The sequence below is a fragment of the Verrucomicrobiota bacterium genome (assembly GCA_037139415.1).
GTDB lineage: Bacteria > Verrucomicrobiota > Verrucomicrobiia > Limisphaerales > Fontisphaeraceae > JBAXGN01.
This window is the reverse complement of the sequence record JBAXGN010000025.1, coordinates 22,516-42,123: the sequence shown is the minus strand read 5'-3', so window position 1 is coordinate 42,123 and position 19,608 is coordinate 22,516. Positions and strand designations below refer to the sequence as shown.

General features: G+C 58.1%; 13 protein-coding genes and 1 riboswitch. Of the genes, 9 read left to right on the top strand and 4 right to left on the bottom strand.

What is annotated here, in order from left to right:
* The first annotated feature begins 158 nt into the window (after positions 1-158).
* The 4 genes from WCO56_06525 (at position 159) to WCO56_06510 (ending at position 6,981) form a co-directional block, all read left to right on the top strand.
* Positions 159-995, top strand: coding sequence for a CheR family methyltransferase (locus tag WCO56_06525; protein ID MEI7729206.1), 837 nt, complete (start codon positions 159-161; stop codon positions 993-995).
* 202 nt (positions 996-1,197) lie between these two features.
* Positions 1,198-1,569: a GxxExxY protein gene (locus WCO56_06520; GenBank protein ID MEI7729205.1), complete on the top strand. Its 372-nt coding sequence runs from the start codon at positions 1,198-1,200 to the stop codon at positions 1,567-1,569.
* A gap of 279 nt (positions 1,570-1,848) precedes the next feature.
* Positions 1,849-4,863 carry a response regulator gene (locus WCO56_06515; protein MEI7729204.1) on the top strand — a complete coding sequence of 1,005 codons (3,015 nt, stop codon included), beginning with the start codon at positions 1,849-1,851 and terminating at the stop codon, positions 4,861-4,863.
* A gap of 468 nt (positions 4,864-5,331) precedes the next feature.
* A complete protein-coding gene (locus WCO56_06510) occupies positions 5,332-6,981 on the top strand; it encodes a response regulator (GenBank protein MEI7729203.1) in 1,650 nt (549 codons plus the stop codon).
* Between the two features lie 195 nt (positions 6,982-7,176).
* On the opposite strand, the gene WCO56_06505 is transcribed toward WCO56_06510, so the two are convergent.
* The gene (locus tag WCO56_06505) at positions 7,177-9,507 is read right to left on the bottom strand and encodes a response regulator (protein ID MEI7729202.1); all 2,331 of its coding nucleotides are present in this window, start codon (positions 9,505-9,507) and stop codon (positions 7,177-7,179) included.
* A gap of 268 nt (positions 9,508-9,775) precedes the next feature.
* On the opposite strand from WCO56_06505, the gene tig reads away from it, so the two are divergent.
* Positions 9,776-11,113 (top strand): trigger factor, encoded by a 1,338-nt coding sequence (gene tig / locus WCO56_06500; protein MEI7729201.1) that lies wholly within the window; start codon positions 9,776-9,778, stop codon positions 11,111-11,113.
* 259 nt (positions 11,114-11,372) lie between these two features.
* On the opposite strand, the gene WCO56_06495 is transcribed toward tig, so the two are convergent.
* The gene (locus WCO56_06495; protein MEI7729200.1) at positions 11,373-12,989 is read right to left on the bottom strand and encodes a DUF5597 domain-containing protein; all 1,617 of its coding nucleotides are present in this window, start codon (positions 12,987-12,989) and stop codon (positions 11,373-11,375) included.
* Positions 12,990-13,271: 282 nt separating this feature from the next.
* Between WCO56_06495 and WCO56_06490 the strand changes: the two genes are divergently transcribed.
* The 4 genes from WCO56_06490 to WCO56_06475 all read left to right on the top strand — a co-directional run bounded on the left by WCO56_06490 (position 13,272) and on the right by WCO56_06475 (position 17,283).
* A complete protein-coding gene (locus tag WCO56_06490) occupies positions 13,272-14,018 on the top strand; it encodes an HK97 family phage prohead protease (GenBank protein MEI7729199.1) in 747 nt (248 codons plus the stop codon).
* 71 nt (positions 14,019-14,089) lie between these two features.
* Positions 14,090-15,277 carry a phage major capsid protein gene (locus tag WCO56_06485; protein MEI7729198.1) on the top strand — a complete coding sequence of 396 codons (1,188 nt, stop codon included), beginning with the start codon at positions 14,090-14,092 and terminating at the stop codon, positions 15,275-15,277.
* A 254-nt stretch (positions 15,278-15,531) separates the two neighbouring features.
* Positions 15,532-16,587 carry a hypothetical protein gene (locus WCO56_06480; GenBank protein MEI7729197.1) on the top strand — a complete coding sequence of 352 codons (1,056 nt, stop codon included), beginning with the start codon at positions 15,532-15,534 and terminating at the stop codon, positions 16,585-16,587.
* Between the two features lie 39 nt (positions 16,588-16,626).
* On the top strand, positions 16,627-17,283 hold the full coding sequence (locus WCO56_06475; protein MEI7729196.1) for a hypothetical protein: 657 nt from the start codon (positions 16,627-16,629) through the stop codon (positions 17,281-17,283).
* A 162-nt stretch (positions 17,284-17,445) separates the two neighbouring features.
* Here WCO56_06475 and WCO56_06470 read toward each other — a convergent pair whose 3' ends face one another.
* Together WCO56_06470 and WCO56_06465 are read right to left on the bottom strand one after the other, a co-directional pair.
* Complete coding sequence (locus WCO56_06470) at positions 17,446-18,198, bottom strand: HNH endonuclease (GenBank protein MEI7729195.1); 753 nt, start codon at positions 18,196-18,198, stop codon at positions 17,446-17,448.
* Entirely contained in the window at positions 18,195-19,106 is a 912-nt protein-coding gene (locus WCO56_06465; protein MEI7729194.1) for a Dam family site-specific DNA-(adenine-N6)-methyltransferase, read from the bottom strand. The genes WCO56_06470 and WCO56_06465 overlap by 4 nt, the downstream gene beginning before the upstream one ends.
* Before the next feature lie 191 nt (positions 19,107-19,297).
* A riboswitch (cobalamin riboswitch) is annotated at positions 19,298-19,479 on the top strand.
* Positions 19,480-19,608: the final 129 nt, after the last annotated feature.

The following is a 19,608-nucleotide window of genomic DNA, read 5'->3' as shown; positions in this document are numbered from 1 at the left end:
CCCCGGTTTTTTAACCACGGATTACACGAATAGCACGGATAAAAACCAGACCAGTTCGGATTTTATAACAGGTTTTTGGTCTCATCCGTATAATCCGTGTACTCCGTGGTTAAAATTTTCTTTTCCGGTCCGGCCTATGCCACTGTTCTCCACCAGTTATGACTAATCCCAATTCCGCAATCCGCAATCCGCAATCCGCAATTGGAGAATCCGCAATTTCCCAATACGATGAGGGGTTTTTGCAGAAAGCGATCACCCAACGCATGGCGGCCACTGGCATGAACACTGCCGCTGCCTACCGCCAACGTCTAGCGGAGGATGGCGTGGAGGCCGAGGTGTTGCTGGCGTCGCTGAAAATCACGTATAGCGAATTCTTTCGGAACCCGCTTACCTTTGCCCTGCTCGAACAACTGATCCTGCCCAGCCGTCTCGAAGCCAATGGCACCACCGGCCAGGCGGAACTGCGCGTCTGGTCAGCGGGCTGCGCCGCCGGGCAGGAAGCCTGGTCTATCGCCATCCTGCTGGAGGATTTGGCTCAGGCGTGCGGACGCCCCATTCCCTCACGAATCATTGCCACCGACATTTCCGAGGCCGCGCTGGCGTTCGCGCGCCAAGGCGTCTATGACACCGCTGCGGTGCAGAACGTGCGGCTGAAACACCTTCAGAAATACTTTATCATCAAGGGTGATGCGTATGCGATTATCCCCGCGCTCAAAAACCGGGTGGATTTCTCCACCTACGATCTTTTGGATGTGCATTCGGCCAGTCCGGCGACGGGCATTTACGGGGATTTTGATCTGGTCTTTTGCAGCAACCTGCTGTTCTATTACCGGATGGACATTCGGCAACAAATTCTGGACAAGGTCTGCCGGGCTCTTGCTCCCGGCGGGTTCCTGGTGACCGGCGAGGCCGAGCGGGACCTCGTAGCCAAGCACGACGGCCTGCGCGCCGTGGCACCCCCCGCCCCCATTTTCCAAAAACGAAAACAATTTTGAACCACAGATGAACACAGATATAAAGACGATGATTCAGAATACAAATTCTTCGGTTTTCTATCCGTGCTATCTGTGTCATCCGTGGTAAAAAAAGAATGAACAAAAACCTTTAACCACGGATGACACGAATGACACGGATATGGAAACGATGATTCAGAATATAAATTCTTTGGTTCCTCATCCGTGGTAAAAATTTCCCATTATGGAAAAATTGATTCATGAAAAACTGAGCGGCGAGATTATTGGAGCGGCGATGACAGTTTTGAACGAATTGAAGCCGGGGCTTGATGAGAAGCTGTATGAAAACGCGCTGGTCATTGAACTGACGGAGCGCGGGCATTCGGTTAATCAACAGAAAGTGTTCGATGTGGCATACAAGAGCCATCCCATCGGCAAATTGGTCCCAGACCTGATCGTGGACGACCTCGTCATCGTGGACCCGAAGGTCGCTTCAGCATTTACCGAAACGCACCTGGCTCAGATGACCGGCTACCTGGCCATAACAAAGTTGCGTCTCGCGCTCCTGCTAAATTTCAAATACGCCAAGTTACAATGGAAACGCGTCGTGCAATGAAGAAAGAAAAACAATTAACCACGGATAACATGGATATGAAAAAATATTGGTTTCCCCATCCGTGCCATCTGTGTAATCCGTGGTTAAAATTTTACGTATATGAAACTGAATGACCTGAAAATCAGCACGCAACTGCGCCTTGGCCTTGGCCTGATTCTCGCGCTGGTATGATGAAAGAAAATCAATTAACCATGGATGACACCGATAACACGGATATGAAAAAATATTGGTTTCCCCATCCGTGCCATCTGTGCAATCCGTGGTCAAAAATTTACTGATATGAAACTGAATGACTTGAAAATTGGCGCGCAACTGCGCCTTGGCCTTGGCCTGATCCTTGCGCTGGTGCTACTCCTCGGCGCCCAGGCGTGGCGGCAGTCGGATATTCTCTGGCTGCAGACCAAAGGACTCTACGACCATCCGTTCCAGGTTCGCCGGGCCATCGGCAAACTTGAGGCGGACGTCGAGGGCATGTCCCGGTTCCTGCGCGACCTGTTCCTGGCCCAAAACGACCAGGAAACCACCGCCGCCCTGCAAGGCATTGAGATCAAGCGCGCCGATGCCGAGCGGCAGTTCGACATCCTGTCTGATCGTTACCTGGGTCTGCGTGACGATGTCACCGCATTGCAAGACGATTTTGCGAAGTGGAACGCCCTGCGCACGGAGACCATCCGGCTGTTCCAGGCGGGAAAAACCGCTGAAGCCGAGGCACGCATCCGCCCTGACGGCGTCCAAAACGCCCAGGCGGAGGTGGTCCGCAGCCGGCTCCAGAAGATTGACGACTTTACCCGCAACAAAGGCGATCAATTCTATCAGGCGGCCATGGAGCAGAACGACACGCTGACCCACCAACTCGTCGCCATCGTCACCGTTATCCTGCTGCTGTGCGTGGGCATCGTTTGGTTTCTGCTAAAAGGCATCAAAGACCCGCTCAAAGAATTGACGGTGGCTACCGAGCAGTTCCGGCAAGGCAAGCTGGAGGCGCGCAGCCGGTATGCCTCCGCCAATGAATTCGGAGCGCTCTCCACCTCGTTCGATACAATGGCCGACGTCATTCAAACGGAACTGAAGATCAACGAGCACGCCACCCAACTCGCTGGCGTTATGCTGCGCGAGGAAGAGGTGCAGGCGTTCTGTCGGGAGTTGCTTAAAGGTCTGCTGGCGCATACCGGTTCGCAGGTCGGGGCGGTGTATTTCTTGAACGAAGCGAAGACCGCCTTCGAGCATTTCGAGTCTATCGGCCTCGGGACCGGCGGGCGCGCCGCCTTTTCCGCCACGGCGCTTGAGGGCGAATTCGGCGCGGCCCTGGCCACGCGTCAAATTCAGCGCCTCACGGAGATCCCGGCGGATACGCGCTTCACCTTTGCCACCGTCAGCGGCGAGTTCAAACCACGGGAAATCCTGACCATTCCTGTGCTGGCCGATCACACGGTTTCGGCGGTCATCTCCCTGGCCAGCATCCGTGCTTATGACGCGTCAGCCATCCGGCTGGTAAACGAAATCTGGAGCGTGCTGACCGCCCGCGTGAATGGCGTGCTGGCCTTCCGCAAAATCAAGGACCTGGTGGATAAACTCGAACAGCAGAATCGTGAACTCGATGCGCAAAAGCGGGAACTGGAGGCGCAGGCGACCGAAGTGACGGAGCAGAATACTGAGTTGGAGATGCAGAAGCGGCAATTGGACGAGGCCAACCGGCTCAAGAGCGCTTTTCTCTCGAACATGAGCCACGAATTGCGCACTCCGCTCAACTCGGTGATTGCCCTGGCCGGCGTCCTGAACCGCCGGTTGGCCCACACCATCCCGGTGGAGGAACATGGTTATCTCGAAATCATCGAACGCAACGGCAAAAACCTATTGTCGCTCATCAACGGCATTCTGGACCTCTCGCGCATCGAGGCCGGACGCGAGGAAGTCAGCGTCAGCCGCTTTTCCGTCCGCGACCTGGCCGACGAACTCGTCGCCATGCTGGAACCGCAGGCGCTGGAAAAGAAAATCGCCCTACTCAACCAAGTGCCCGCCAAATTGCCTTTCATCGCCAGCGACGCCGTCAAATGCCGGCACATCCTCCAGAACCTCCTCGGCAACGCCGTCAAATTCACCGAACAAGGCCAAGTCACCATCACCGCCGAAGTGGTTACTCCGAAATCCGAAATTGGTAGTTCCCCCAATTCCGCAATCCGCAATCCGCAATCCGCAATTCATATCGTGGTTTCCGACACCGGTATCGGCATCGCCGCCGATCAGTTCGGCCATATCTTTGAAGAGTTCCGCCAGGCGGACGACAGCACTTCCCGCAAATACGGCGGCACCGGGCTTGGCCTCGCCATCGCAAAACGCTACGCCCTGTTGCTTGGCGGCGATATTACCGTGGCGAGCACGTCGGGCAAAGGCTCCACCTTCACGCTCCGGCTGCCGCTGGCGTTGGCATTGCCAGGGACCCAGGCGGAAACCACTTGGCCGACGGCGGAACGCGCCGCGCGACCAACGACCACCCCCTCCGGCCAGGGACAAAACATCCTGGTGGTCGAGGATAACGAACCGGCCATCATTCAATTGACCGACATCCTCCGGGCCGAAGGGTATCGGGTGCAGGTGGCACGCAATGGCCAGGAGGCCCTCGCGCAGATCGCGCAAACCCCGCCCGATGCCATCATTCTCGACCTGATGATGCCGGGCGTGGACGGTTTCCAAGTGTTGAAGACGATCCGCAGCGCGGAGCGGACGGCCCATCTACCCGTCTTGATTTTGACCGCCAAACACGTGACCAAAGAGGAACTGAGCTTCCTCAAAGGAAACAATATTCACCAGTTGATTCAGAAGGGCGACATCAACAAGGCCGGCTTGTTGGCGGCGGTGGCCCGCATGGTCACGCCGCCGACAGCGGAGCCCATACCAACACCACCGCGCCGTCGCCGCCGACCCACGCGTCCCGGCAAACCGGTCGTCTTGGTGGTGGAAGACAATCCCGACAACCTGCGCACCGCCCACGCCTTATTGAACGACCACTATCTGGTCATCGAAGCGGCAAACGGCCAGGCGGGCATCGAACAGGCCAGGGGGCACCAGCCCGACCTGATCCTCACTGACATCGCGCTGCCCGGCATGGATGGGATCGCGCTGCTGGCCGCGATCCGGGCCGACGAATCGCTCTGCGACACCCCGGTGGTAGCCGTCACCGCCAGCGCAATGAAAGGCAACCGAGAGGAAATCCTGGCCCGCGGCTTTGATGCCTACATTTCCAAGCCGATTGAGTACGACACACTGATGAAAACGATTCAAGAATTGCTGCACTAACAAAACATTTAACCACGGATCACACGGATCACACGGATAGGAAATATTTATTTATGAGAAATTTGGCAGAGACAGTAGCGACTTGGGTCCGCCTGGTTGTTCATCAGTGTAATTCGTGTAATCCGTGGTTCAGTTCCGGACTTTTTACCACGGATATAAATCAGCCAATTTCGGATTTCGGATTTCGGATTTCGGATTTCCTGACAGGTGTTTGGTCCTATCCGTGCTATCTGTGTAATCTGTGGTTCAATTCCGGACTTTTAACCACGGATTACACGAATAGCACGGATAAAAACCAGACCAGTTCGGATTTTATAACAGGTTTTTGGTCTTATCCGTGTTCTCTGTGTAATCCGTGGTTAAAATTTTCTTTTTCGGTCCGGCCTATGCCACTGTTCTCCACCAGTTATGACGAATCCCAATTCCGCAATCCGCATTTCTCTCGGTCTGTGGTAAACAATTCAACGTATGAAAATCCTGGCCATTGACGACCATCGCGACAACCTGACCGCCCTGCAGGCCGTCGTTTCGGACCGCTTGCCCGGCATCAAAGTCCTGACCGCGCTCAACGGATTGCGTGGGCTCGAACTGGCGCGCGCCGAGGACCCCGACGTAATCCTGCTCGACATTGTCATGCCGAACATGGACGGTTTTGAAGTCTGTCGGCGACTGAAGGCGGAGGTGCGGCTGCAAGCGATTCCGGTCCTCTTCCTGACCGCCCTCCGCTCCGATCAGGAGAGCCGTGTCAAGGCCCTGGAAGTTGGCGCGGAAGGGTTCCTGACCAAGCCGTTCGACGAGACCGAACTCATCGCCCAGATTCGGGCCATGACCAAGATCAAGGCCGCCAGCCAGCTTCAACGGATGGAGAAGGAACAACTGGCCGCGCTGGTGGCAGCACGCACCAAGGAACTCCAACAAGAGCTGGCCGAACGCAAGCAAGTGGAAAAGGCGCTGCGCGGGAGCGAGGCACGGCTCCGCGACATCATGTTCAGCATGGGCGATTGGGTGTGGGAGACGAACAGTGATTTAGTCTATACCTACACGTCGCAGAAGGGCCTGGACTTTTTTGGCCCGGTCGTTGAAGACATCATCGGCAAGACCCCGTTCGATTTCATGCCGCCGGATGAAGTCCGTCGGGTTCGCGCAATCTTCGCTGAAATCGCGGCCAACAAGGCGCCTATCAAGGACCTGGAAAATTGGAATATCCGGCAGAATGGTGAACCCATCTGTCTGCTCACCAATGGGGTGCCCATCCTGGATGAAGCGGGTAATCTCAAAGGGTACCGGGGCGTGGATAAAGACATCACTGACCGCAAGCGAATGGAGCAGGAGCGCGCCGCAATGGAAGCCCATTTGCGCCAGCAGCAGAAACTCGAATCCCTCGGCACCCTCGCCGCCGGGGTGGCCCACGAAATCAACAACCCCATCAATGGCGTGATGAACTACGCCCAATTGATCCTGGACCGGACCGAGCCGAACTGCCAGGCGCAGGAGTACGCCCGGGAAATCATCCACGAAACCGAGCGCGTGACCACCATTGTCCGCAACCTGTTGCAATTTGCCCGGCAGGAGAAGCAATCCCACAGCCCGGCCCGGATACAAGATGTGGTGGAGCAGACGCTCTCGCTCATCCGCACCGTCATCCGCCGCGACCAAATCACCTTGCAGGTCGAGCTGCCGCCAGACCTGCCGAACATTAACTGCCGCAGCCAGCAAATTCAGCAAGTGTTGATGAACCTGCTCACCAACGCCCGCGACACCTTGAACGCAAAATATCCGGGCCATGATGATAATAAGACCATCACCCTCACCGCCCAATTGATTGCGGAATGCGGATTGCGGAATGCGGAATTGGCCAATTCAGAAATCAGAAATCAGAAATCAGAAATCGGATGTGCTGCCATCCGCATTACGGTGGCGGACCACGGCACGGGCATCCCGGCCGACGTTCAGGGGCGGGTCTTTGATCCCTTCTTCACCACCAAATCGCGGCATGAAGGCACCGGCTTGGGGCTGGCCATCAGCCACGGCATCGTCAAGGACCATCAGGGGAAACTCTGGTTCGAAACCGAACCCGGCCAAGGCACCAAATTCCACCTGGATTTACCAATCTCTTGAATGCGGAACATTCGATTGCGGATAAACGCCGGACCGGAAAAGAAAATTTTAACCACCGATTACACCGATAACACGGATTGAACCAAACACCTGTTAGAAAATCCGAACTTGTCGGCTTTTATCCGTGCCATCCGTGTAATCCGTGGTTAAAAAACCGGTTCCGCAATCCAAATTCCGCAATCGAATGTTCCGCAATTAGGAGTTTGTCTTGTGCAGCATTTCCAGCAGGTCGCGGTTTTCAAACGGTTTGGCAATCACCCTGGTGACCCCCATGCTTTCCAGGGCCGCGAGCTTGGGCTTGACGTCGCCGCTATCCGCCATGCCGGACATGATGATGACTGGCAGGTGCGGGTGGGTCCGCTGGAGTTCCCTCACCAACGCCACGCCATCCATGCCGGGCATCATCAGGTCGCTGAGCACCACCCGGATGTCCTGGCACGCGGCCAGTTCCGCCAGGGCGGTCTTGCCATCCTGGGCGGCTACCACTTGGTACCCGTTTTTCTTAAGAATGGCGACGGTCACCGTGCGCATGGAAACTTCATCATCCACCACCAGCACGCAACGTCCGTCACCCTGCGGGAGCGCCTGGTTATTGTTGGCGGGGCTATCGCTGGCCGGCTTGAGGCAGGCCGGGAAATAAATTTCAAACGCAGTGCCTTTGCCGGGTTGGGTGATGACATTCAAACAGCCGTTGTGACTTTTAACAATGCCAAGCACGGTCGAGAGCCCCAAGCCGGTGCCTTTGCCTTCGGCTTTGGTGGTGAAGAACGGATCGAAGATGCGGTCCAAATGCTCCGGCTGAATGCCAGTGCCGGTATCCGCCACCGTTAATTTCACATACACACCGGGCTGGACTTCGCCCATCATGAACACCGTGCGTTTTCCCAACTTCACTTCTTCGAGCCGCAAGGTCAGCGTGCCCCCCTCCGGCATGGCATCGCGGGCGTTGACACACAAGTTCATCAGGATCTGGTGCAGTTGCGTGGGATCGCCCAGCACCGCCGAAACATGGGCGTCGCGCTGCACCCGCAATTCGATGGATTTGGGGAAAGTCTCATGGATGATCTGATCCATGTCGCGCGACAGGTGTTGCATCTGCACCGGCACCCGCTGGCCCTGGCTGCCACGGCTGAAGGTCAGCAGTTGCTTGACAATGTCGCTGCCGCGCCGCGCGCTGTTCTCAATCAATTGGAGCATGTCATCGGACTCCAGATTGGCCTGCGTGTCGCGCAACAGCGCCGTGCTCATGAGAATCGGCGCCAGGATGTTGTTCAGGTCATGCGCAATCCCGCCCGCCAGCGCGCCGATGCTTTCCAGCCGTTGCGAGCGCAGAAACTGGGCTTCCAGTTGTTTCTTATCGGTGATGTCCTCTTTGACGGCCACATAGTGGGTGATGGCTCCCGCCGCATCCCGCAACGGCGAGATACGCGCATTTTCCCAAAACAACGCGCCATTCTTGCGCCGGTTGTGAAATTCGCCGTGCCATTCCTGCCCGGAGGTGATGGTCGCCCACAGCCGCTGATATTCCTCCGGCGGCATATCGCCGGATTTCAAAATGCGCGGGTTTTTTCCCAGCACCTCGGCGACCGGGTAACCGGTGACTTCGGTGAACTTGGGGTTGGCAAACACGATGTTGCCTTGCGCGTCGGTGATGACGATGGAAACCGGGGCCTGATCCACCGCGCGCGACAGTTGCCGCAACTGGTCCTCGGCAATTTTCTTCTCGGTGACATCCCAGAAAATAATCTGCACCCCCAGCGCCTCGCCCCGGCCGTCGTACAAAGGGGTTTTGATGGCCTGGCTGTAACGTCTGCCATGGCCGGGAATTTGCATTTCCTCCACGAATTCCAACGTCTCGCCCGTGCTGAGGACGCGCTGATCGTCCTGGACATACTTCGCCGCCTGTTCCGCCGGAAAAAAGTCCGCATCGCTCCGCCCCAGGATTTCCGGCAGCGGCTTCCCCACCAACTGGCAAAAGTGCTGGTTGGCAAACAGGAAGCGCCCCTGCAAATCTTTTTGCACAATGTACTGCGGCAGGTGTTGCACCAGCGATTCATAGAGCGCCTCGGAATTCTTCAAGGACCGCGTGCGTTCCTCGACCATCTGTTCCAAGCTTTGCTGGTAGTGGCGCGTCAGCGCTTCCAAGCGTACCTTGTCGTCCATCAGGGATTTGATCCGTGCCGCCTGGCGCACCGCCTGCTGGATGGTTTGCTTGCTGATGGGCTTGGTCAGGTAATTGTGCGCCCCCGCCCGCACCGCCTCCACCGCCGTATCCACCGTCGGTTCCCCCGTCATGATAATCACCAGCGTGTCCGGGGCCACCTGCCGCACGTGCTTTAGCAAATCCACCCCGGTGGCGCGTGGCAAAATGATATCCGTCAACACCACGTCAAACGCCTGTTGCGCCAGACAACGCTTGGCGTCATCCACATCCTCCGCCATCTGCGTGGTGTAGCCGTCCTCGCGCAGGAACTCGGACAAGGTCGTCCGGATGCTCTTTTCATCATCAACAACGAGTATTTTCATAAGTACCCTTCCGGCATAGTCATACTACGCGCATTAGACCAGCGGGCCAACGCACCCAAGCCCAACCCATTTCGTGCGCTAAATTTGTTTCGCTGGCAGGCCCATACTAAACGCGCAAACCGGCCCTTTGGCAATCTAATCCGGCTAAAATTATTCCAAGCCCGGGCTTGACGGGTGGCGGGCGCTTACTTAGGCTTTCCCGCTCGCTGTATCCCGGCGGTGGTTCGCCGGAACGCGGCTTGGTAAAATTTGATCAAAAGGTTTGCCTGTGAATGTGACGCTTGAAACGCTCGGACCGTGTAAAAAATTAATGCGGGTGGAAGTGGACGCCCAAGCGGTGGACGCTGCCATCGAAACTGCCGCCAAAGGCTTCCAAAAAGAAGCCTCGCTGCCGGGATTCCGTCCCGGCAAGGCCCCCCGCGACATGATTCTCAAACGCTACGACAAGGAAATCCTGGAGGAAGCCAAACGCCGCCTGATCGGCGACAGCTACCGTGACGCCGTCAAGGAGCAAAAGCTCTCGGTCGTCATGTCCCCCGACATCGAGGAGGTGCAATTTGGCCGCGGCAAGTCATTGCAGTTCAACGTCACCCTCGAGACCGCCCCCGAATTCGAACTGCCTGAGTATAAAGGATTACCTGCCAAACAGGAAACCACCACCGTCACCGAGGCCGATGTCGAGCGCGCCATCGAACTGCTGCGCGGCCAACAGGCCACGTTTGTCACCGTCACCCGCCCCATTCAGACCGGCGATTTCGCCGTGCTGAATTATGTCGGTTCTGTCGAAGGCAAGCCCATCACCGATCTCGTCCCCACCGCCAAAGGCTTGGCCGATAAAAAAGGCTTCTGGGTCCAGGTGGCGGAAGGCCAGTTCATCCCGGGCTTCACGGAACAGCTCGTCGGCCTCAAGGCCGGCGACAAACACACCGTCAACATTACCTTCCCGGTGGATTTCGTGTCCCAACCGCTCGCCGGCAAACCGGGTGCGTATGAGGTGGAAGTGGTCGAGGTCAAGGAAAAGACCCTGCCAGCGGTGGACGATGCGCTGGCCAAAGCATTCGGCGCCGAGGATCTGACCAAGCTGCGCGAGGGCGTCCGCAAAGACCTGGAAAACGAACTTACGTTCAAAAAGCGCCGTGATGTGCGCACCCAAGTGGTGCAGCAACTGCTCGGCCGCTTCACCTGCGACCTGCCAGAATCCGTGGTGGCGGCGGAAACCCGCAACGTGGTGTACGATCTGGTGGCCGAAAACCAACGGCGCGGCATCACCAAGGACATCCTCGAAAAAGAGAAGGAACAGATTTACAACTTTGCCAACAGCAATGCGCGTGATCGCGTCAAACTTTCCTTTGCCGTGCAACGCATTGCCGACAAGGAAAAGCTGCAAGTGGCGAACGAGGACGTGATGCGCCGCATTTATTCCATGGCCTCGCAGCACAACACCACGGCGGACAAAATCATCAAGGAATTGCAGAAACGCAATGGGATTGATGACATCGTCCACCAGGTGCTTATGGACAAAGTCATTGATCTCCTGGCCGATAACGCCAAGCTCGAAGACGTGACTCCCGCGGCCCCCGAGGCTCCGGCACCCGCCGCGACTTGATTGCGGATTGCGGAATTCGGATTGCGGACACCTTTTTTGGAGTGCGGCGGCAAGGCGGGGTAACAGGGGCCGCGACGCCGCTTTGGATTGGCGTGCCAATTCCACACCGCCGAACCCAAACCTCAGGGCGGCTGAAAGCCGAGCACCAGAATTCAGGCAAAAAAATGGCAGGTAAAAAATCGGACATCTTTTACCTGCCATTTTTCTGCCAATTTCTTTCGGTATTCGGTATTCGGGTTTCGGATTTTTCCTGCGTCCCTCACTCATACCGGTACAACTTGACCTTCAGTATCCGCAACTTGTCCGGGTTGGAAAACGTGTTACTCGTGAACGGCGGCAGTTTGGCCTGATAATTGGCCCCGGTTTCATCCCCATTCAGCCAGCGTCCGCCGAGCCATTGGCCATTCTCATACCGGCCTTCCTGGATATTCAGGATGCCACTGTGTTTCGGGCCTTTGGTCAGCGCGGAAAAGTTCACCGAAAACCAGTTCCCGGCCACGATGAATTCATCGTCCCCAGTCGCGATGAGGATCCCGCGCGCCGCCTTGTCCCGCTGCCGTTTTTCATACCGGATGTTCGCCTTCCAATCGCCCACCGTCACCTCCCGGCCTTCTTCCTTCTCGTCGGCCTGCTGAAACACCCCGGCAATCCGGCCCAACCCCTGTTGCTGGCCGATGATGGGCTGCAATTGCGCCAGCAACTGGTACACCTCCACCAACGGATGATTCGTCTCCAGGCTCTCAATGCCAAACGGCGAAAAGCCCAGCGCTTCATGCTGTCCAAACGCCCAGAACGCGCGCCCGGCGGCGGCTTCATCCCGCGCGGCTTCTGGCACGAACAGTGGATTCCCCTCCCGGTGATACCGCGCCGTGATGCCTTTGAAATCCGCGTGGTAAATATCCGGCGCATACACATCGATCTGCGGCGCGGCGGCCCGCCAGATCTCCATAACGTGCCCCACCGGCCCGCCCACGGGGTATTGCCCGGGCTTGCTGTCCCATTCCAGCCAGGCGTTCACATACATGGGCAGCGGATACGCCTCCTTGCCAGCCTTGGTCACCGCGCCGATGTAGCGCGCATAATGCCACGCCATGAAAATTTCATCCGTCGCCACGCCCTCGCCAAACACGTCCGTCCAAGTGCCGGTTTCCTTGAAACCGGTCGCGGCCCAGCGGTCCTTGATCTCCGGCAGCAACGTTTCTCGGTGTGCCCGCAGATAGGCGATCAATTCCGCGGGCACAGGTTGGGCAAACGCCGCCGCCGATTGCGGCCCAAGGTCGCGCGGCTCCGGCTTGATGCCCACTTCGTTTTCCACCTGCATCAGGATCACCGTGAACGTGCCTTCATCCACTTGGCGAATATGACGCATGACCGCGGCAAACGCCCGTGCGTCCGCGTCACGGCTCGCGTCGCAAAACGGGGTCAACAAATCCTTCTTGTTGAAATTGCTTTTACCCAAGGCACGGGGGAAGCGCGTCGTGTCCTGCTTCACCCACGCGGGCGTGTAGCTCGAGACGCCATTCTTCCAACTCCCAAACCACAGCAATACCAGGCGCAGATGGTGCTTCCGCGCCCCGGTGATCAGCCCGTCCACCAGAGTGAAATCGTACTTGCCCTCACTCGGCTCGACCAATTCCCAGGAAACCGTGGCCAGCACCGTGTTCAAGTGCAGCGCTTCGAGTTTGGGCCAGACCTCCCGCATATAGTCGAGGCTCGACGCGCTGGAGTTATGCAATTCCCCGGCCAGCATCACGAACGGCTTTCCGTCCACGATTAATTGCGTCGCGTTGCCCTGCTGCCGCAACTGCGGTAGCGCGGGCGAGGCCGCCGCCACCCAGCCCGCCAGCCCGATCAGTGCCAGGACCGTGTATTTCATAGTTTGATGCATCGGCCCAGCCTACCGCCATCCGCCCGCGTTTGAAATGGGAAATATTGTAGCCGCCTTTTTCCGCCTGCATTTCGATTCCCAGCCTTCACGCTTCAGTCTCCCAACGTCTCTGGTTCGGTATTCGGCTTTCTTTCTGTTTTCTGCTTTCTTCTTTTCAGTTTTCATTCCGCATTCCGCACTCCGAATTCCGCATTTGCATTATTTCCCCCCGGGAGGGAACCGCTTTTCCCGAACCCGTGTTACCGTCATCTCAACATTAAATTATTAAATATGAATATGAATATAGTAAGTAATGAGTTTGCGGGGCGGACGGTGATCCTCCCGGATGGCCGCGCCGGGCTCCGCGGCGCCCTCCTCGTCGAAACGCGCACCCACGGCGGTTCCGCCAGTTCCCCGGACCCGGCAACCGAGCCCAACCCGGTCACCACTCCGGCGGTTCCACCGCCGGTCCTGGACTTCATCGCCAGCGACGAGACGCTGGATCGCGCCGGGGAGGTCATCCTGGCCCGGGGCTGGGACTTGGCGGCATACCGCCGGAACCCGGTGTTCCAGAACGCGCATCAGTACGGCGACATCCTGCACACGCTGGGCCGCGCGCTCAAGGTGGAGGTGATCGGCGACCGGCTGCACCTGCGGGTGCTGTTCGCCACGGAGATCAACCCCCTCGCCAAACTGGCGTACGACCTTTACCGCGCCGGGTTCCTCAACGCCGTGAGCGTCGGCTTTCAGCCGCGCCGCTGGGAGAACGGGAACGATCAAACTCCGTGGCGGCGACGGTTCCTCGAGCAGGAATTGCTGGAAGTCAGCGCCGTCTCGATTCCCGCGAATCCCAATGCGCTCCGGCTCGCCGCTCAGGCGGGCGCGGTGGAGAAAAGCGATCTCCAGGCGCTGGGCGAACTGCTCCGCCGTCAGTGCGGCGACCACTCCCACCCTCAAGATTTTGCCGGCGGACCGGAATCGTTTTCCGGACTGTTGCAACTGGCCCGCAGCGTGGCGAACGCCATGCGGCATGTGTAACCGGATCGGCAGGACCAGACGATCCATCAACCAAAAGAAAACCAAACCGCCGGAACTCCGGCACTCATAGTATGGAAACCAACCAAATCAATGAACTCACCTCCACCCTGCACGTTATTCGCGGCGGCGTGGATCACCTCAACACCACGGTCGCCGATCACGGCACCGAACTCGGGCGCTTGCGCCAGGATCTGGATGGCGTCCGCCGCCAGCAGCTCCAGCGCGGCCTGGCCCGGCCCGCCAACCCGGGCGAAATCAGCGACGACTGCGCCCGGCACATTGCCGCCGTGGTCATCGCCGGCGCGGTGCGCTCCGGGCGCTTTGACGGCCCGGTGAAAGACCACCTGCTGGGCGTGGCCCGCGACGTGCTGGGAGCGGAAGCCAAATCCGCGCTCACCACGAGCGACCTTCCCCTGCCGGTGCAATACGCCGGCGAGGTGGTGGAACTCGTCGCCCAATACGGTGCCGCCCGCCGCTATGGCACGGTGTATCCGCTCGGCTCGGGCACGGTCAAGCTGCCGCGCCTGAAAACCGATCCCGCCTTTGGCCTGGTGGCCGCCAGCGCCAGCATCGGCGAGAAATCGCCGCAGGTGGAATTTGTCACGTTTACCACCTCGAAATGGGGCGGTTTGGTGCGCATCCCGGCGGAACTGGACGCGGACAGCGTCGTCGCCATCGGCCAGTTCATCGCCCGCTACGCCGCCCGTCAGCTCGCCAAGATCGAGGACACGGTGTTCTTCGCGGCGGACGGCACCGGCAACTACGACTCCCTCGAGGGGCTGGTCAAAAACGTCGCCACCAATAACAAGCTCAGTGCCATGGCTTCCACCAAAACCCATTACAGCGATGCCTCGCTGGTGAACTGGCGCTCGCTGCGCGGGGTGGTGGATGCGGCGGTGCTGGCGCGCGGGGCCTACTACTGCCACCCGAGCTTCGAGCAGCAACTGGCCGGGTTCAACAGCAGCGGGGATCATCCCTACAACGCCAACGGGCTGCAAGGGGCGACGCTGGACGGCTTCCCGATCCGCTGGGTGGACGCGCTGCCGGCGTACAGCGCCAGCGTGAACACCAGCAAGGTGTTCGTGCTCTTCGGCGACGCCAGTTATCAATACCTGGGCGTGCGCGGCGGCGTGAACCTGGCCACCAGCTATGAGGCCGGGTTTACCACGGATGAAATCCTGGTGCGCGTGCTGGAACGCTTCACCATCGGCCTGATGGCCACCGGCGCGGTCGCCGGTCTGCAAACCGCAGCCAGCTAAACCGGATGCACTCACCTCCCGCCTTCCGCTCCGGGTTTACCCCCGGACGGAAGGCGGGAACTTAACCTAACGTAGCAGCCGAAGTAATGAGGCTCAAATAATGGAAACCCGAAAATTGGAGCAGCCTTATGTCAACAACCCGCCGGGACTTTAAAGTGAGACTCCTTACGTCGTCACCTACATTGAATTTGAAGCCGGGGTCTCCTTACTTCGGCTGCTACGAAGCATCACCCAATCCTGAAAATTAGTGTCGTATGAAAACCATGATCCGCAAATCAATGCCCGTTGTGTTCGCATCAGTTCTGGCCATCGCGCACCCCATCCAAGCCGCCACCATCACCGGCAATGTGCGCGATACCGGGTTGGCTGCCGTGGCCACCAATCTCACCTTCACGCCGCTCAGTACCCCGCTGGTCACCGGCGGCAGCGTACTGCTTTCCAGCGTTTCAGCCATCAATTCGGATGAGACCGGGCAGTTCTCGCTCACGCTGGGGCCCGGCAATTACCGGGTGACCGTGGGCGGCAATGCGCGGGACAGCCTGCTCATCGCCGTACCGGAGGGAATAGGCACGCGCGACTGGACCACGCTGGTCACCGGCTCGCTGACGTATCAATATCCATGGTCGCCTGCCTATCTGGACCGCGCGTTGTTCACCACGCGCGGCGACCTGTTGGTGTGCGACGGGGCCAAAGTCGTCCGCTTGGGTGCCGGTACCGCCAATCAATTGCTGATGGCCAATCCAGCCGCCGCCGCCGGATTGAGCTGGACTGATGCGGCCTTTCTCACCAACGGCTTGGCCACCACACAGGCCGTGCAACAGGCGACCAACAGCGTGGCGCAGACCAATTGGGTGCGGCAACTATTGGCCACCAACCTGGCGCAGCACAGTTTCCTGCCCATGGACGGCTGGATCACCGGCGGCACGGTATCGCTCAGCCAGTTCGCCACCTATCCCACACTGGCATTCTCCAGCAATGCCAACGGCAAGACGGTGGAATGGAACATCCCGGATCGTGCCCTGATCGGTACCAACGCCAGTTTTACCGTCTGGTACCTGACCACCAACGCCACCCGCATCAACACGCGGTTCGGTTATGTGTACCTGGCGCCCAATGGCGTGGGGACCACCTACCTTCTGAGCGATAGCGGCGGCACCAACACACCGCCCGGCACAAATGTCACGGTGGTCACGTGGAACACGGTGCTACCCGCCACGAACGGCGTGTTCTCCTTCCGCCTGACGGACACCTACCACTACAACACCAACGAATGGTACTTCGTGCTCAAGACCGTGCTGCGCACGTGGTAACATTTCGAAGCAAGAGATCACCTTAACTGTAAACAACCTATGCTCACCCAACTCACTACTATTAAAACCCGGCTGGCGATCCCGGCCTATGAAACGGAATTTGAACCGGTGCTGTTGCAGTTCCTTCAGCACGCCTCGGCCCGCTTTGAATTGGAATGCCGCCGCCGGTTCGCGCGGGACGCCACCGCCACCTACACGTTTGGCGCGTTGTCGCGCCTGATCTGCGCGGATCGGTATCCCATTGAATCCGTGGCGAAGTTTGAATTGAAAACCAGCGAGGACGAAGGCTGGGTGGAGCAGTCGGAGGTGGAGTACCTGCTCTCACCGGCCCGCGCCGTGATCGCGCTGGCCTCGCCGCTGGGTACGCCGGGCGAACTGGGCCGGGTGACGTTTGCGGGCGGCTATGTGTTACCGGGGACATCCCCGCAAACCGGGCAGGAACCGTTGCCAGCGGAACTGGAATACAGTTGCGTGGAGCAGGTGGCGTATTGGTTCGAGAACCGCAACCGCCTGGGGCTGGTGAGCGCGGGTGGCGGCGGCGGCGCGGTGCAGTTGTTGCAGGACTTGCAGCTCCTGCCCGGCAACACTTCCGAGAAAGTCACCGGCAGCGCGTGGTTCAAGTTCACGCAGGTGGATCTGTTGCCCGGTGTGCAGGCGGTATTGGCAAGGTACCGACGGATGGAGGGGTTAACATGATTGCAAATTGGAAATTTTAAATTGGCAATTTTCACTGAAAAATCGAGCCCGAAGGGTGTGCAGATAAAAGCCGGTGGGTCAGGAGGGGAAAGCGACCTGACCACCGGAAAACCGCCAAAATGGATGCGTCCCAATTCGTCCATCTGCCACCCCACGATACGTTTATGTGCTCACCGATTTCCCCGACTCCATTTTCAAGTGCTGAGCGATGATTTCCTTTACGTAGCCTGGAATATTTTTTTGAAGCTGCAGCGTTCGCCGTTTTAACTCCTCATACGATTGCACTTCCTGTTCGGTCCAAAGGATGTCGGCACGGCGTGCCTCGCGCATCGCCACATGAGAATAGTTGTCCGGGAATGCCCAATAGCAGCTTCGACAAATGCCGGCCTGCTTTAATTCAAGCCAGTTGACACAATGTTCACAGGACCACGATTTGGCTCGATTGGCAGAACCGCAAAGCAGCATGTAGCCGCCCGGATCGGACTCTGCGCCGGGCACGTCACCTAAAACTTCAAATGGGATGCGATGGTCAATTTGCAGTTCCCGAGCAGGAAAACGCTCCATGTAAATGGCACAGCATTCTCCCTGCGCGGCAATGAGTTTTTCCTTCAGTTCCTTTGAAAGAACGGTGCGTCCCAGTTGCTGTCCGGCCCGCGCTTTGCTTGGGTCGCCGAACCGGTAGGCGGCGATTTTCCGTCCGTCATTTCCCGCCACCCGGAACATTTCGATGGGAATGCCATGTTCCTTGACGTCACGAACCGCCCGTGGCGGATGGTTGTAGCCATAGTCGTCTTTCAACTCTTGGGTGGTGATGAAGCCATGCTTAAGGAGGTGATCTATCACCGTCTTTGGGCGTTTGGCGGTTACCGATTTGCATAGCGCCGTGAACTTGGGAGGAAGTTTGGGCTTGCTCATCGTCTCGCCTCCAACAGCGTTAACTGCTCGACGGTGCGACGGCGCGGTTGCCGTCGTAAATGCAGCGCCTCACCGAGAGCCGGTGACAGATACAGGGATTCCACCGTAACTTCATCCCGTCCCAATAACGTTGCCTGTGAGGAACGGCCCGCCTCAAGCTCGACCAGATGCAGCCGCAAATGGTCTGGCAATTTACGTCCGTGGGTCCGTTCGCCGGTCCGGCCATCATAACTGACAAGGTATTTGATATCCCGATAATTCAACGACTCCAGAGCTTCAACGAATTCATCGAACACCACACCTTTGAGATAACGCGGATCGCGTTCGCCACAAACGCCCTGATAGGGCGGGTCCATATACACCAAATCATCCGCTGTCGCCTGACTCACAACGTCCTTGTAGTCGAGGGATAAAAGCTTGGTTTTCCCGTGTAACAAGTGAGACGCCCCAAGCAGGTGTTCTTTCATGGTCTCAGGCAAGGCACCCATCCGCCGGTTGTCCGGGCTTTGGTTGAAGTCTCCGCTGGCATTGTAGCGCACGGAGGCCTTGACGCAGCGGGCCAAAAGGTAAAGCAGGCAATCCGGACGCCCCGACTTGTTAAAGTCATCGCGCACTTTGTCGTAATAAAGCCGGCGGTCGTCATGTTGCGCGCGCCAGAGGGCTTCGTATTGCCGCGCCAGTTTTTCCGGTGACTCGATAATGGCCTGCCACAAGCCGATAAGTGGTTTGTTCAGGTCATTGATCACATATCGGTCAGCCAAACCCCTGGCGGCTGCCGCCAGGGTGAGCGCCGCTGATCCGGCAAATGGCTCAATCAAGGCTGCCACGCGTTCCGGGAAATACTCCAAAATGGCTGGTGCCAAGCCACGCTTGCTGCCTTGGTATGGAATGGGATGCGGAACTTTCATTGGGCAAAATAGCTCCGCTCGCCCCCCGGCACGAACTTGAGCAGGGCGCGGCCTGCCCGTTGAACTGCTAATCTCATGTCAAGAAAGAGCTTAATGGAAATTTCGGCGGGAGGCAAGCGTTAGCGAGTGTTGGGAAGAACAATTAAAACTTCCCAAAATTAAAGCTTGGCTTTGGGGCCGGGCGGGTTTAACAAAGACACGGTTCTTTGAATACACCTTTGGGCGACTGGGAACCCTGTTAAAATCAGGGACGGTTGCGCCACTGTAACGGGTTACAAGCTCCCTGGGCCACTGTTGGGTCACACCAGCGGGAAGGCGGGAGTGAGGTTTGAAGCCCGAAGTCAGGATACCGGTCCAAGGGTGCTCGTCATGGTTCCGCAAGGTGCGGAGCCAGCTTCTCCGCACAGAGAAGGATGAGACCAGGCTGCCCCGCGTCTCGGGGCGGCATGCGTTGAATACCTTCATTCGCCGTTTTGCGGAGCGTGAAGGTTTTTTGTTTTCA

What these genes read in the sequence shown, in the direction of transcription:
- WCO56_06515 (MEI7729204.1), top strand. Translation starts at nt 1,849, where the DNA reads ATGAAACTGAATGACTTGAAAATTGGCGCGCAACTGCGCCTTGGCCTT.
- WCO56_06510 (MEI7729203.1), top strand. Translation starts at nt 5,332, where the DNA reads ATGAAAATCCTGGCCATTGACGACCATCGCGACAACCTGACCGCCCTG.
- WCO56_06520 (MEI7729205.1), top strand. Translation starts at nt 1,198, where the DNA reads ATGGAAAAATTGATTCATGAAAAACTGAGCGGCGAGATTATTGGAGCG.
- WCO56_06505 (MEI7729202.1), bottom strand. Translation starts at nt 9,507, where the DNA reads ATGAAAATACTCGTTGTTGATGATGAAAAGAGCATCCGGACGACCTTG.
- WCO56_06490 (MEI7729199.1), top strand. Translation starts at nt 13,272, where the DNA reads ATGAATATGAATATAGTAAGTAATGAGTTTGCGGGGCGGACGGTGATC.
- WCO56_06525 (MEI7729206.1), top strand. Translation starts at nt 159, where the DNA reads ATGACTAATCCCAATTCCGCAATCCGCAATCCGCAATCCGCAATTGGA.
- WCO56_06475 (MEI7729196.1), top strand. Translation starts at nt 16,627, where the DNA reads ATGCTCACCCAACTCACTACTATTAAAACCCGGCTGGCGATCCCGGCC.
- WCO56_06480 (MEI7729197.1), top strand. Translation starts at nt 15,532, where the DNA reads ATGAAAACCATGATCCGCAAATCAATGCCCGTTGTGTTCGCATCAGTT.
- WCO56_06465 (MEI7729194.1), bottom strand. Translation starts at nt 19,106, where the DNA reads ATGAAAGTTCCGCATCCCATTCCATACCAAGGCAGCAAGCGTGGCTTG.
- WCO56_06495 (MEI7729200.1), bottom strand. Translation starts at nt 12,989, where the DNA reads ATGAAATACACGGTCCTGGCACTGATCGGGCTGGCGGGCTGGGTGGCG.
- WCO56_06470 (MEI7729195.1), bottom strand. Translation starts at nt 18,198, where the DNA reads ATGAGCAAGCCCAAACTTCCTCCCAAGTTCACGGCGCTATGCAAATCG.
- WCO56_06485 (MEI7729198.1), top strand. Translation starts at nt 14,090, where the DNA reads ATGGAAACCAACCAAATCAATGAACTCACCTCCACCCTGCACGTTATT.